This is a genomic window from Pseudomonas brassicacearum (genome assembly GCF_000585995.1).
GTDB classification, from domain to species: Bacteria; Pseudomonadota; Gammaproteobacteria; order Pseudomonadales; family Pseudomonadaceae; genus Aquipseudomonas; species Aquipseudomonas brassicacearum_A.
On sequence record NZ_CP007410.1, the window covers coordinates 4682226 to 4698182 of the forward strand.

The 15957-nt window shown below is 64.4% G+C and carries 2 protein-coding genes (1 of these 2 cut by a window edge); both read right to left on the bottom strand.

What is annotated here, in order from left to right:
- Complete coding sequence (locus tag CD58_RS19850; protein ID WP_025214733.1) at positions 1 to 3228, bottom strand: non-ribosomal peptide synthetase; 3228 nt, start codon at positions 3226 to 3228, stop codon at positions 1 to 3.
- On the bottom strand, positions 3225 to 15957 hold the 3' portion of the coding sequence (locus tag CD58_RS19855) for a non-ribosomal peptide synthase/polyketide synthase (protein WP_025214734.1). 815 nt of this gene lie beyond the right edge of the window; 12733 of the gene's 13548 nt are visible here — the last part of the coding sequence; its start codon lies off the right edge, out of view; the stop codon is at positions 3225 to 3227. Before CD58_RS19855 ends, CD58_RS19850 begins: the two co-directional genes overlap by 4 nt.

Below are 15957 nucleotides of genomic sequence, written 5' to 3' on the forward strand. Positions count from 1 at the left end.
TCAGCCCAGCGGCGCAGCCCTGGCGGCTTGCAGCTGCCTTGCCTGTTCGGTCAGGAGGGCCTTTTCCTCGGGGCTCATCGCCTCCATGCGCAGGCGCACCTGGGCGATTTTTTCCAGCTGCCCCGGACTGCTTTCCACCGCCCGCAAGGCCAGTGCCAACGACGCCACGGTCGGATGATCGAAGACCAGCCCCGGATGAATGTCGCACTGCAACAACTTGCGAATACCGGCCACCAGTTTGATCACCAGCAACGAATGCCCACCGGCGGCGAAGAAGTCGCGGTCGATGCCCAATCGCTCCAGCCCAAGCAACTGCGCCATGCGCGCGGCGAGCAATTGCTCCAGTGCATCGCGCGGGGCCGCGTCTTCGTCCGCCATCGCCGCCCCCGCCATCTGTTGCAACGCCTTGCGATCGATCTTGCCGTTGGCCAGCCGCGGGAACCGTTCGATCAGTTGCAGCTGCTGCGGCACCATCACGCTGGGCAGGCGGGCGCTCAGCTCAGCACGGACGGCGTCCAGCAAGCCCTTTGAGCTGCCCTGCTGCGCCACGACAAAGGCCAACAGCCCCTGCTCGGCCGACACCGCCGGCAGCACCAGCGCTTCGGCCACCTGCGGCACGCGCAGCAGCTCGGCCTCGATCTCCGCCAGTTCAATCCGGAAGCCGCGCACCTTGACCTGCTGATCACGCCGACCGTGCAACTGGATCGCCCCGTCCGCGCGGTAACGCGCCAGGTCGCCGCTGCGATACAAGCGCTGGGCCGGATCGAATGGGCTCTGGATGAACGCTTGCTCATCAGCCTCGGCATTCAAATAGCCCCGGCACACCTGCGCACCGCCCAGGTACACCTCGCCCAGCACCCCCACCGGCGCCAAGCGCAGATCGGCGTCCAGCACGTAAACCTGGTTGTTGCCCAGCACCTGCGTCAGCGCCGCACACTCGTCGGCGGCGCCGTCCAGGGCCAAGGGATGGATCATCACCCCGACCGTGGTTTCGGTCGGGCCGTAGTGGTTGAACACCCGGCAATCGCTGCGCAACCGGGCGATGCGCTCGATCAACGGCGGCGGAATCGGCTCGCCACCCAGTACCAGCGTACGCGGCAGGATCGCGTGCTCACTGTCGAGCAGCGCCGCGAGGTGCGATGGGACGATTTTCAGGCAGTCGATCCGGTGCTGTTGCAGGTACTCGGCAAACAACGCGCCGTCCTGCATTTGCTCATCGCTGGCCACATGCAGGGTCGCGCCATTGAACAACGCGCCAAACAACGTCGTGTTGCCCAGGTCCGCCGCCACGGTGGACGTGAACCCGACGTCCTTGCACTGCTCAAGTCCCAGGGCCTGGCTGGCCTGGACGGTGTAGTTGAGCAATTGCCGATGCTCGATCACCACGCCCTTGGGCACACCGGTGGAGCCAGACGTAAACAACACATAGGCCATGTCGTTGCCCTGAGTGACCAGGTCCGGCAATGCCCCCGTCGACTGACTCAGCTCCGCCACGGTCAGCGCCTTGTACGGCTGATCCTGCCAGGCCGGCAGATGCGCCGCATCGGTCAGCAACATAGCCGCGCCGGCCTGTTCCAGCATCAACGCCTGGCGCGCCTGGGGCCACTGCACATCAAGGGGCAGATACGCCGCGCCCACACGCCAGCTCGCCAGCATTGCAATCACCAGCTCCGCCGAGCGCGGCAACGCCAGCGCGACAATCGAACCCTCGCCCAGGCCTTGCTGCTTGAAGCCCTGGGCCAGGCTATCGACCCGGGCTTGCAACTGGCCATAGCTCAACTGCTGATGGGCGTCAGTCAGGGCGATGGCGTCCGGTGTATGAATCGCCCAATCGGCGATGCGTCGGGGCAGATAGCGGCCATCGACCAAGGCCTGCATCGGCGGGTTGATCGCTCGCAAGCGCTGTTCTTCGGCGCGACTCAACAGGTTGAGCTGCGCCAGTGGGGTGTGCCCGGCCGCAAGGATCGAAGCCAACAGCACGCCGTACTGTTCCAGCACGGCACTGGCCGAGGCTGGCGAATACAGCGCGCTGGCGTAATACAGATCGATCCCGGCAAGCTGCTCGGCACCGTTCAATTGCACCTGCAACAACCACTCGAACCCATCGGCCCGCGCAGGCGCCGACACCGGCGCCCAGTGCAGACCGCTGCTGTCCTGGGCACGACTCGCCTGGGCAACCGTAAAACCGTAGACCGGGTGCGCCGCGTCAGGGCTCAGTTCCGGCGTCCAGTATTCCTGCCAGGTGCGGTGTTCTTCGAGGCGAGCCGCCAGCGTCACCAACCACTCGCTGAACGACAGGGTGGCGGGCATCGAAACGCACAGCGGCAAGGTTTTCTCGAACACACCCACGGCATTGGCGAAGTATTCATAGTCGCCACGGCTGTCATGACGCACGCCGACCAGCGCCTGCTCACGCCCGCTCAAACGCCCCAGCAACACCCACCAGGCGCCTTGCAGCAGCGTGGCAAGCGGCTGCCCGAGCTGCGCGGCCAGACGTTGCAAAGCCTCACGCTGGGCAGGTTCCAGCGTCAGGGCCACGCACGCGTCGCAAGCGCGGGTCTCCCGGCTGGCGCTGCGGGCGGCCAACCATGGCGTGGCGATGTCCGTCTGCTGGCCTTGCAGGTGCTGCTGCCAGTAGGTGCGCGCGCTGGCGGCATCCTCATCCAGCACCACTTCACTGCGCCATTCCAGGTACTGGGCAAATTCGCCCGGTGCTTCGTCTTCCGATGCCAGAACCCCGGCGTACGCCTGCTGTACTTGCTCAAGCAGCAGATTCAGCGATTGCCCATCGGCACTGTAGCGGGCGACACCCAGCAGCAGTTGCCATTGCTGGGGCCCCAGGCGATACAGCACAGCCTGGACGCTTGCCGATTCGCCGACCACAAACGCACGGCCCATCGATTCCTTGATCTGCGCCTGGACCTCTTCAGCCCCTTGCTCGCCCGCCTGCACCATCAGCGGGAAGCGCCCGGCACTGGCAGCGGCCTGACGCAAACCGTGGAACCCGGCGACTTTTCCCAGTTGCGCTAGCAGCATCGGCTGCTGCGCCAGTAGCGTATCGAACGCCATCTGCAAGCGCTGCGGATCGAGATCGCCGTCAATGACCACCTTCAACCAGCGCAACGCGTCGCCACAGGTCGCCGTGGTCGACAGTTGCTCAAGCACGGTTTGTTGCTCGGGCGTCAGGGCGAAACCCGAATCGTGCGCGTCCATCGTGACCTCGTTCATGCTCCGGTTTCCTCGGTATTGAGTGCGCCCTGGGTGGTTTTCCCGGCGGCAGGCCGGTGCTCAAGACTGCTGTGGTCGTACATATCGCCCATGGCCACCACGATCTTGCGGGGCCCCTCGAACGGATCGCGGGCGTGGGCCACCAGCATGTTGTCCAGCAGGATCACGTCGCCTTTGTGCCAGTCGAAACGCACCGCACAGGCTTCGTACAACTCACCGATACGCGCCATCACCTCGTCTTCGATCGGCATGCCGTCGCCGTAATACACCTGCCGTGGCATGCGTTCGAGGCCGAACATCGACAACAGGTCTTCCCGTACGTCCGGCTCCAGCCAGTAGATGTGATGCAACTGCACCTGGTTGAAGAACGACTTCTCGCCAGTGATCGGGTGGGTGATGATCGCCGGGCCCGGCGTGCGGGTTTGCAACTCGTCGTTATCGAGCCAACGCCACTGGATGCCACCCGCCCGGCAACGGGCCTCGACTTCGCGGCGGTCTTCAGTCTTGAAGAAGTGCTGCCACGACACGTCGAGTTTGTCGGTGAAGGTGCGCACGTAGAGCAGGCCTTTGTCCTCGAACTTCTCGCGAAGGTCCGCCGGCAGCTTTTCGTACATCAGGCGGCAATCCACCACCGGGGTGGCGCCGCCCACGGGCGCGGCTTGCTCGCAATAGAACATCTGCTTGCGCGGCCAGCGGTCCTGATGGGAGCTCTCGTTGTGGAACAGGATCATCTTGCGCTCGGGGTACGGCGTGGAACGGTAGGTGTTCTTGCCCCCTTCCTTTTTGGGCAGGTCGCCGTACTGACCATAAAGGCCCGGCTGGATCGCTTCGGCGAACGCTTCAAAGCCCTGGATGCCGTCCAGCTCGAAACCGCGAAACAGGATGCCCGCATGTTCGGCCAGCTTCTGTTCAATGAACGGCCGGTTCTGCTGGATCCACTCGATGACATCCAGATGGGGCTCGCCCGGCTCCAGCATCAGCGGGAATCGTTGCGGCGCCGCCACCAGTGATTCGCGCACCCGCGTTGGACGGGGCCTGGCGACCGGTGTCGCGGAACGCTTGAGAAACTTGCCCAGCTTATCGGCCTTGGGCCCCGGGACGGTGGCAGGCCTGGCGGCTGCCGCCAAGTGGTCGACTGGCATGCGGATGGCTCCCAATTGAATGTCCTGATCAGCGACGATCTGTTCCAACAGGGCTGTCCAGGCCTGAATCAGGTGCTGAATGCGCTCATGTCCGAACAAGGTTGTGGCGAACTGCCAATTACCGCGCAGTTGCCCTTCTTCTTCGTCAACGAACAACGCCATGTCGAATTTAGAATGGGTCTCAAGGGCCGGCAGGGCCTCCACGTTAAACCCTGCCACGGTTCGGCTGCGCACCGGTACGTTGTTCATCACGAACAACACCTGGAGCAACGGGTTCATGCCCTTGTGTCGCGGTACGCCAGACGCCTCGACAATCTGGTCAAACGGCAGGTCCTGATGCTCCAGCGCGCCGAGCAGGTGGTCCTGGGTGTGAGCCAGGAAAGTCGAAAACGTGAGTTCGGCGTCAAAGCGCGAACGCAGTGGCAGCACGTTGACGAAGAAACCGATCAGGCGTTCAAGCTCAGGCTGTTCACGACCGGCCACGTCGGCACCCACCACGATGTCTTGCGCCGCGCAGACCCGGTGCAACAACACCTGGAACGACGCCAGCAGCGTGCTGTACAGCGTGACACCGGCCTCGCTCGACAAACGCCGCAAGGCCCCCGTCAGCCCGGGGGAAAGGTGGAACTGCAACGCATCGCCGTCATAGGAGGCCGTCTGCCACCGCGGGTTTTCCAGTGGCAGACTCAGGCGACCGTCATAGCCACTGAGTCGGTTTTTCCAGTAGTCGGCCTGACGCGCCAGCACGCCCTGCTCTTCCAGCGCCTGCTGCCACAACGCGAAGTCGTAGTACTGAACGTCCAGGGGCGGCAGCGGCATCGGTTTGCCGTTGAGGGACGCTTCGTAGACTTGCACCAGTTCGTTGATCAACAGCCCCATCGACCAGCCATCGGAGATGATGTGGTGCATGGCATACAACAACACATGCTCGGTCGGTCCCAGGCGCAGGATCCGCCCGCGCCACAGCGGAGCCTGTTGCAGGTCAATCGGCGTGCGCGCGTTTTCCAGCGTTGCCCGGGCCACCTGTTCTTGCTGGGCACTGGGCGAAAGGCCCGACAAATCGATCACCGGGAAGTCCCCCTCGATCTCATCGGCAATCAGCGCCAGCGGATCGCCTTCGTCATCCTGGACATACGCCGTGCGCAGCACGTCATGGCGGCGGACCACTTCGGCGAAGCTGCTCAACAGATGCTCCACCGACAACTCGCCCGACAAGCGCAACGCCAGGGGCATGCCGTAGGCCGAGGTGCCGCCAGACAATTGTTCGGCGATCCACAGGCGCCGCTGCACCAACGACAACGGTGCCGAACGTTGCGGTCCATGGGCCTTGAGCCGGACCCTACGGGAGTCGCCCGCCCGAACCGCGCCATCCGCACTCCCACCCATCAGGGCCGCCAGCGCCTTGAGCTGCGGATGATCGAACAGGTCCCGCAGGCTCAGCGGATAGTCCGTCAGCTTGCGCAGGCGCGAGACGGCCTGGGTGGCCAGCAACGAATGGCCGCCGCGTTCGAAGAAATGATCGTTGCGCCCGACCTGCTCCACTTCCAGCACTGCTTGCCAGATGCAAGCAATCCGTTGCTCCAGCTCACCCTCGGGCGGTACAAAGCCTTGCTGCGACTGGTTGGCGTCGAATCGGGGCAGCGCCTTGCGTTCCAGCTTGCCGTTCGGGCTCACCGGCATGCGCTCAAGCCAAACCCAATGCTGCGGGACCATGTAGTCCGGCAGATGCTGGCTCAAATGGGTCTTCAAGGCCTGCTCGAAGGCAAGGCCGATACTGGCCTCGGCATTCAACTGCGCCGAGGATTGCGGCACCACATAGCCCACCAGCAACGTGCCGTCCTGGGCGATCACCACGCTGTCGCGGACTTCGGCATGTTCGGCCAGGCGCGCCTCGATCTCGCCCAGTTCAATGCGCAGGCCACGGATCTTCACTTGATGATCCAGGCGCCCGGCGTACTCGATCACACCGTCGGCCCGGTAGCGCGCCAGGTCGCCGGTACGGTACAGGCGCGCGCCGTCACCGAACGGGCTGGTGACGAAGCGCTCGGCGGTCAACGCCGGGCGACGGTGGTAACCCCGTGCCAGGCCTTCGCCTCCCAGGTACAGCTCGCCGGTGACTCCTACCGGCAACGGCGACAGGTCCGGATCGAGGATAAACGTGCTCAGGTTGGCGATCGGTTGGCCAATCGGCACCGCGTCCCGGCCTTCGTCGACACAGGTCCAATGGGTCACGTCGATGGCCGCTTCGGTGGGGCCGTACAAGTTGTACAGGCCGGCAGCGGGCAGTTTGGCGAACACCTGCGACTGGGCATCCACCGGCAAGGCTTCGCCGCTGCAAATAATCCGTTTCAGGCTCTGGCAACGACCCACCGCCGGGTCTTGCATGAACACCTGCAACATCGACGGGACGAAGTGCAAGGTAGTGATCTGCTGCGCGCTGATCAGCTCGATCATCTGCGCCGGGTCGCGGTGGGCGCCGGGCGGCGCCATGACCAGGGTCGAACCGGTCAGCAATGGCCAGAAGAACTCCCAGACCGACACGTCGAAACTGAACGGCGTTTTTTGCAGCACCCGGTCGCTCGCCTCCAGCCCATAGGCGTCCTGCATCCAGAACAACCGGTTGACCAGCGCCGAATGACGGTTACCCGCGCCCTTGGGTTTGCCGGTGGAGCCCGACGTGTAGATGACGTAGGCGAGGTTTTCGGCATCGACCGCGACCGCTGGATTGCTGTCGCTGCGGCCAGCCAGCCAGTCGCCGGGCTGGTCCAGTACCAGGCTGCGCAGGCCCGACGGCACCGGCAAGTGTTCCAGCAAATGATGTTGGGTCAGCAGCAAGCCAATGCCGCTGTCGTCGAACATATAGGCCAGGCGATCCTGGGGATACTCCGGGTCCAGCGGCACGTAGGCACCGCCGGCCTTGAGGATCGCCAACAGGCCGACCACCATTTCCACCGAGCGTTCTGCCGCGATGCCCACCAGCACATCCGGGCCGACCCCTTGCTCGATCAGCACATGGGCCAGGCGGTTGGCCTGGGCATTGAGGTCGGCATAGCTCAGCCGTTGGGAGGCAAAAACCAGGGCACAGGCGTCGGGGGTTTTATCCACCTGCGCTTCAATCAGTCGATGCACACTGCAATCGAGGGGGTAATCCATCGAGGTGGCGTTCCAGCCCTGCTGAACCTGTTGCTGTTCGGCATCGAGCAATGACAATTGCCCGACCGAGCGCTCGCCGCCCAGGGTCAGTTGCTCCAGCAGATGGCACAGGTGCCCGCCGATACGGATCACGTCGGCCGGCGTGAAGCTGTCGTGGCTGTAACTCAAGAGCAACGACAGCGTTTCCCCCAGGTTAACCGCCAGGGTCAGCGGGTAGTTGGTTTGCTCGTGATTGGCCACCTCGCCGAAGCGCAACGTGGCCGGCGCCCCCTCTTGCAACGCCTGGGCAACCGGGTAGTTCTCGAACACCAGCAGTGTGTCGAACAGCGCCGCACCGCCCTGCCCGGCCCAGCGCTGGATATCGAACAACGGCGTGTGTTCGTGTTCGCGCAGGCTCAGGTTGCGCCCCTGGACCTCCTGCAACCATTGGCCGACGCTCTGCTCGGCCCGTGGCCGGCCGATGACCGGCAAGGTGTTGATGAACAGGCCGATCTGCTGCTCCACGCCGGGAATCTGTGCCGGACGTCCGGCCACGGTGGCGCCGAAGGCAACGGCGGCGTGTCCGGTACAGCGTTGCAGCAACAACTGCCAGGCCGCTTGCACCAGCGTGTTGACCGTGACTTTCTGCTCACGGGCAAAGCGCTGGAGACGCGCAGTGGTTTGGGCATCGAGCAACTGCTCGTGTTCGCCGTGGCCATGGCTGGCATCGGTGCGGTTGTCCCGGGCAAAAGCCCCCGTCAGCAGCGTCGGCTCGTCCAGTTCGGCCAGTTGCGACTGCCAGAATTGCTCGTTGGCCCGTGGGTCTTGAGCCGACAGCCACTCGATGTAGTCGCGGTAGCTTCCGGATGGTCGGGCCAGGACTTGGCCGCTGTAGCGTTGCAGCACTTCGCCGAGCAACTGCGAATTGCTCCAGCCATCCATCAGGATGTGATGGCTGGTGTAGATCAAGTGATAGCGGTCCTCTGCTACGCGCGCCACCACCAGCCGCAGCAACGGCGCCGCATCCAGTGCAAAGCCCTGGCGCTGTGCCGATGCAAGGGTTTCAAGGTCTTGGGCCAGGTCCGTCCTGGCGCGCCAGTCATGGGACACAAACGCAACGTCCAAGCGTTTGTGCACCACCTGCAAGGCGCGCTTGAATTCGCCTTCCCAGACAAAACTGCTGCGCAGCACGTCATGGGCGTCCATGGCCGCCTGCCAGGCCTGGCGGAAGCGCTCGACGTCCAAGCCTTCGACATCTACCCGCAACTGATTGATGTAGTTGCCGGCCTGTTGCTCAAGCAACGTGTGGAACAACATGCCCTGCTGCATGGGCGACAACGGATAGATATCCTCGACTTGTCGCGGCGCCAGCGCCAAGGCGTCCAGTTGCGCCTGGGACAACCCGGCCAGGGGGAAGTCCGACGGTGTGAAGCCCTGGTGCTGCGCCTGGCAGCAGTGCTCGATCAGCGCCTGCAACTCTTGACCGTAGTCCACGGCCAGCGCCTGGATCGTCGAGGCGTCGAACATCTGCGCGCTGAACGTCCAGTCGATGCTCAGCTCGCCCGCGTAGACACTGCCGTTGAGCGTCAACCAGTTGTCCAGCGGCGCCAGGGGACTCTGTGGCTCGCCAGCCGATTCACTGGCCGGGCTGAACAGCCCGTCGGCCTCCTCGGCAAAACCGCTGTCGAACTGGCCCAGGTAGTTGAAGGTGATCCGCGGCTTCGGCAACGCTTGGAGGGTGCGCCGCGTCGGCTCGTCGCCCAGGTAGCGCAATACACCGAATCCGAGGCCTTTGTCGGGTATCGCCCGCAATTGCTCCTTGATGGCCTTGATCGACTCTCCTGCGGTCGCTGCCGGTGTCAACCGCACCGGGAACAGGCTGGTGAACCAGCCAACGCTGCGGCTCAGGTCCACCTCATCGAACAGCGCTTCACGGCCATGGCCTTCCAGTTGAATCAAGGTCGAGCCATCGGTGGTCCATCGACCGATGACCCGGGCCAGGGCGGTCAACAGCAAATCGTTGACCTGGGTTCGATAGGCCGCTGGCGCTTGCTGCAAGAGTCGGCGGGTCTGCTCTTTGTCCAGCCGCGTCTGGACCTGCGCCCCATCGCACCTGCGCAATTCGCCGTGAGGTCGGTCGCAAGGCAGATCGTGACGAGCGCCCGCCAGTTGCGCTTGCCAATAAGCCATCTGCGCCTGCAACGCCGCGCTGTCGGCATGTAACTTCAAGCGTTGCGCCCAGGCCTGCGTAGCGCTGGTCTTGGCCGGCAGCTTGAGGGGCTGGCCGGCTTGCAATTGCTGGTAAGCCTGTTGCAGGTCTTCCAGCAGAATGCGCCAGGACACCCCGTCCACCACCAAGTGATGAATCACCAGCAACAGCCGTTGACTGCCGTCGGCGAGGTTTGCCAATACCCCGCGCAACAACGTGCCGCTTTCCAGTTCCAGGCTGCGCTGGGCTTGTTCGGCCAAGCGTTCGAGCGCCGGGGCATCGGCCACTTCGGCGGTCCACAACAGCGGTGAGCGTTGCCAAGCCGCCTGCTGCTCGGCGAGGGTTTGATGGTGCGCAGCCCAGCTGCCATTTTCACGCTTGAAGGCCAGGCGCAAGGCATCGTGGTGGACCACCAAGGCCTGGAGCGCCTGCTCCAGATACCCACCGTGGATCGGCCGCAAGTCCTTGAGCAGCACCGACTGGTTCCAGTGATGAGGCTCGGCCATGTCGTGTTCGAAAAACAACTGCTGGAACGGCAGCAACACCGCGTTCCCCGTCACCGGCCCCTGGTCGATGCCAGGGCGGCTGTCATCCAGGGTCGCCACGCTGGCGAGGCCTTGGATGGTCTGGTGGACGAACAAATCCTTGGGGCTGAAATGGATCCCGGCCTGACGGGCCCGGCTGACCACCTGGATGGAGATGATCGAATCGCCTCCCAGCTCGAAGAAGTTGTCGCTGACGCCCACTTGCGCTTGCCCGAGCACGCTTTGCCAGATACCGGCCAGCGCCTGTTCCATGGTGGTATGCGCTGCGACGTAAGCCTTGGGGCTGGCGCTGAGATCGGCTGGGGGCAGCGCCTTGCGCTCCAATTTGCCGTTGGGGCTGACCGGCATTTTTTCCAGCCACAACCAGTGCTGCGGCACCATGTAGTCGGGCAAGGACTGGCTCAAATGCGCCTTGAGCCGGCCTTGCAGCGCCTGGCGCACGGCCTCTTCGGCGCTCAGTAATTCAGCACGTGTCGGCACCACGTAGGCCACCAGCAGGCTACCGCCCTGGGCGATCACCACGGTTTCGCGCACGTCATCGTGCTCGGCCAGGCGCGCTTCGATTTCCCCCAGTTCGATACGCAAGCCACGGATTTTCACCTGATGGTCCATGCGCCCGGCGTATTCGATCACACCGTCGGTGCGGTAGCGCGCCAGGTCGCCGGTGCGGTACAGCCGCTGGCCGTGGCCAAAGGGGCCGGTCACGAACCGCTCGGCCGTCAGCGCGGCGCGGCGGTGGTATCCACGGGCCAGTCCCTCGCCCGCCAGGTACAGTTCGCCGATCACGCCCACCGGAACCGGCGAAAGCTCATCATCGAGGATGTAGGTCCCCAGGTTGGCGATCGGCTGGCCAATCGGCACGCTGTCGCGACCCTCCTCGACACAGGTCCAGTGAGTCACGTCGATGGCGGCCTCGGTCGGGCCATAGAGGTTATACAGGCCGGCGTTCGGCAGTTTGGCGAACACCTGCTGTTGCGCGTCCACCGGCAGGGCTTCACCGCTGCAAACGATGCGTTTGAGGCTGGTGCATTCGGCCACGTGGGGGTCTTGCACAAACGCCTGCAACATCGATGGCACGAAGTGCAGCGTGGTGATGCGCTGCGCCGTGATCAGCCCGATCAGTTGCGCCGGGTCGCGATGCGCTCCCGGCGCGGCCACCACCAGCGTCACGCCGGTCAGCAGCGGCCAGAAGAACTCCCACACCGACACGTCGAAACTGAACGGCGTTTTTTGCAGCACGCTGTCGCTGGCATCGAGCCCATAGGCCTGCTGCATCCAGCACAGGCGGTTGACCAGCGCCGAATGACGATTGCCCGCGCCCTTGGGCTTGCCGGTGGAACCGGAGGTGTAGATCACGTAGGCCAGGTTCTCGCCGTCGACCACCACGTCCGGATTTGTGTCGCAACCTGCGTACACCCCGCCATCAGGCAGGTCCAGCACCAGACTGTCGATCCCCTGCGGAATCGGCAATTGATCAAGCAAATGCTGCTGGGTCAGCAGCAAACCGATGCCGCTGTCTTCGAACATGTAGGCCAGGCGATCCCGTGGGTATTCCGGGTCCAGCGGCACATAGGCACCGCCGGCCTTGAGAATCGCCAGCAGCCCCAGGACCATTTCCACCGAACGTTCCACGGCAATGCCCACCAGCACATCCGGGCCGACGCCATGCTCGATCAAGGTGTGAGCCAGGCGATTGGCCCGGGCGTTGAGCTCGCCGTAGCTCAGGCGTTGCTCGCCGAACACCAGCGCCGGAGCATCCGGCGTCCGGCGTACCTGTTCTTCGATCAACCCCTGGACACTGCGATCGAGCGGGTACGCAACTGCCGTCGCGTTCCAGTCGACGAGCAGGCGCCGACGCTCGTCAGCATCCAGCAACGCCCACTGCGCAACCGGGCGATGCAGGTCCTGCACCAAGCCGTGCAACAGGTTGAGCCAATGCTGGCCCATGCGCTTGAGGGTGGCCGGCTCGAACAGGTCCGTCGCGTAGATCAGCGCGGCGTGCAGGCCCTGCGGGCTGTCGGTGGTCTCCAGGCTCAGGTCGAACTGCGCGGTGCGCTGCGCCCAGCCAAGGGGTTCGACCGTCAGGCCCGGCAATGCGTCTTCAAAGGCCGAGGCGGTTTCGTTGCGATGGTTGAACATGGCCTGGAACAACGGGCTGTGACTCAAGTTACGCTGGGGCTGCAAGGCATCGACCAATTGCTCGAACGGCAGGTCCTGGTGCATCTGCGCCGCCATAGCCGTCTGCTTGAGCTGTTGCAGCAAATCGGCCCCGGTCAGATCGCTGTGGAACTCGGCGCGCAGCACCTGGGTATTGACGAAGAAACCAATCAACCGCTCGGTTTCCAAGCGTTGGCGGTTGGCAATCGGCACCCCGACACGGATGTCGGCCTGGCCGCTGTAGCGGTGCAGCAAGGCTTGGAAAGAACCGAGCAACAACACGAACAGCGTGACGTTTTCCCGCCGGGCCAGGGCCTTGAGGGCATCGCTCAACGCACGATCCAACACAATCGGCAGCCGCGCGCCGCGCAGGCTTTGCTGGGCCGGGCGCGGATGGTCGGTGGGCAGTTCCAGCAGGGGTTGCTCGCTGCCCAGTTGCGCGGTCCAGTAGGCCAGTTGTCGATCCTGTTCACCGGCGGCCATCCATTGGCGCTGCCAGACGGCATAGTCGGCGTATTGCACTTCCAGCGCTGGTAACTGCGCGGGCTGCCCCTGGGCGAACGCCGAATACAGGCTCATCAGGTCATCGACCATCACCTGCAACGACCAGGCGTCGGAAACGATGTGGTGCAGGGTCAACGCCAGGACGTGGTCCTGCTCACCCAGTTCCAGCAATGCCACGCGCAGCAGCGCATCGCTCAAGAGGTCGAACGGGCGTTGTGTCTGCTCTTCGAGGAAGGCCTGAATGCTGGTCTCATCCGCTCCGGGCAAGCATTGCTCGATAAAACTGACTTGCCCTTGCGGGCGAATCACCTGGCAGGTGCGTCCATCGTCCTCCACGAACACGGTGCGTAAGCTTTCATGCCGTTGCACCAGCGCTTCAAAGCTGCGGCGCAAAGCGACTTTGTCCAAGGTACCGCGCAATCGCAGCGCCGTGGGAATGTTGTAGGCGGCACTGTCCGGGTCCATTTTCCACAGGAACCACTGGCGCTCCTGGGCAAACGACAGCGCCAGCGGCTGGTCCCGCGCCACGGCGACCATGGCCTGCGGCTGTGGGCCCGCCCCGGCGTCGAGGGCCGCGACAAAATCCTGCAACGTGCTGTATTCGAACAGGCTGCGCAGCGGCACCTCGATGTCCAGCACCCGACGGACCCGCGAAACCACCTGGGTCACCAGCAACGAGTGCCCGCCCAACTCGAAAAAGTTGTCGTGCAGACCGACACGCTCAAGCTTGAGAACCTCCTGCCAGACCTGCGCCACTTGCTGCTCGCGCTGGCTGCGGGGCGCCACGTAGGTACGTTGCAATTCGCTGGCATCCGGGGCCGGCAACGCCTTGCGATCGACCTTGCCGTTGGGCGTCAGCGGCAGTTGCGCCAGGAACAACAGGTGCGCCGGGACCATGTACTCGGGCAGCTGCGCCTTGAGCGCGGTTTTCAGCGAGGCGCGCAATGCGGCCTCGGCCTCTGTGTCCAACACTTCACCGGTGGCCGCCACCACGTAGCCCACCAGTTGCGCCCCGGTCGGGCCTTCATGGGCTACCACCACGGTTTCACGCACGCTCGCCTGGGCCAGCAACGCCGCTTCGATTTCCCCCAGTTCGATCCGCAAGCCACGGATCTTCACTTGATGGTCGATACGACCGATGTACTCGACCACGCCTTCAGCCCGATAACGGGTCAAGTCGCCGGTGCGGTACAGCCGCTCGCCCGTGCGCGAAAACGGATCGGGCACGAAGCGTTCGGCGGTCAGGGCCGGGCGTTGGAAATAGCCGCGGGCCAGGCCTTCACCACCAATCAGCAGCTCACCCGGCGCACCGGGTGGATTGAGCGTCAGGTCGCTGCCAACGATGTACAGCGCGGTGTTGTCCAGGGGTTTGCCCAGGAACGGACGGCTGCTTTCCAGGCTCAAGGGGTGCACCGCCGACCAGATCGTGGTTTCGGTCGGGCCGTAGAGGTTCCAGACCTTCGGCGAAAGGGCCAGCAAGCGTTGCGCCAGCTCCAGGGGCAGCGCCTCGCCGCCGCACAGGAACGTGCGCCCGGCCAGCAGCGCGGATTGTTCGTGGTCCAGCAGCATGCGCCAGCTCGAAGGGGTGGCTTGCAGTACGGTCACGTCATGGCGCTCGATCAGCGCCAGCACCGCTTGCGGATCCTGGTGGACGTTCTGGCCGGTCAGCACGATGCTGGCCCCGGCCGACAGCGGTCCGTAGATTTCCAGGCCAAAAATGTCGAAGGAAAACGTCGTCAGCGAGAGCATACGGTCGCTGGCCGCAAGCCCCGGCTGGGCGACCATGCTGGCGACGAAATTGCTCAGCGCGCCATGGCGCACCATCACGCCCTTGGGTTTGCCGGTGGAGCCGGAGGTGTAGATGACATAGGCCAGGTGTTCGGCGCTCAGTGGCACCACCGGACAGCTGCGCGGTGCGGCCTGCAGCGCGGCGTCGGGCTGGTCCAGCAACAAGGTTTGCAGGGTGGCCGGAATCGGCAGCAGCGCTTGCAAACGGGCCTGGGTCAGCAGCAGTTGGATGCCGCTGTCCTCGATCATGTAGGCCAGGCGATCCTCGGGATACGCCGGGTCCAGGGGCACATAGGCGCCACCGGCCTTGAGGATCGCCAGCAGGCCGACGATCATCTCGACACTGCGCTCCACCGCGATGCCCACCGGCTGGTCAGGCGTCACGCCCAGGGCCATCAAACGGTGGGCGAGCTGGTTGGCGCGCGCGTCCAGTTGCCCATGGGTCAGGGTCTGTCCATCGATGGTCAGCGCCAGCGCGTCGGGGGTCTGGCGCGCCTGTTCGGCGATGCGCCAATGCACGCATCCGGTTCCGGCACCGTGCTCGGCCACGCGGTACCAGTCTTGCTGTGTCAGGCGCTGCTGGGCGGCGTCGAGCAACGGCAACTCACCGATACGTCGTTGCGGCGCCTCGACAATGCCTTGCAGCAGGTTCTGCCAGTGCTGGGCCAGGCGTTCGATGGTCTGCGGCTCGAAGAGGTCGGTGGCGTAGGTCAGCTCGGCGGCAACACCCTGCTCGGTTTCATAGGTGCCCAGGGTCAGGTCGAACTGGGCGGTGCGTCCTTCCCACACCAGGTCCTCGATGCTCAGCTGTGGCAGCTGCAACTGCCGGTCCTGGGTATCGCCGGCTGTCTGGTGGTTGAACATGACCTGGAAGATCGGGCTGTGGCTCAGGCTGCGTTCCGGTTGCAGGGCTTCGATCAACTGCTCGAAGGGCAAGTCCTGATGCGCCTGGGCGGCCATGGCCGACTGCTTGACCTGATGGAGCAAACGATCGAACGGCAACTGCCCATCGACATCGGCGCTGAGCACCTGGGTGTTGACGAAAAAGCCGATCAGGCCCTCGGTCTCGACCCGGTTACGGTTGGCCACGGGCACGCCGACGCGGATCTGCGGCTGGCCACTGTAGCGGTGCAGCAACGCCTGGAACGACGCCAGCAGCACCATGAACAGGCTGGCCCCTTCACGCTGGGCCAATTGCTTGAGCGCCGCGCCCAGTTCCGACGACAGGTTCAGGTCCAGGCGCGCACCGCGA

Excerpts from the sequence above, each read along its gene's own strand:
- CD58_RS19850 (WP_025214733.1), bottom strand. The coding sequence starts at position 3,228 with ATGAACGAGGTCACGATGGACGCGCACGATTCGGGTTTCGCCCTGACG.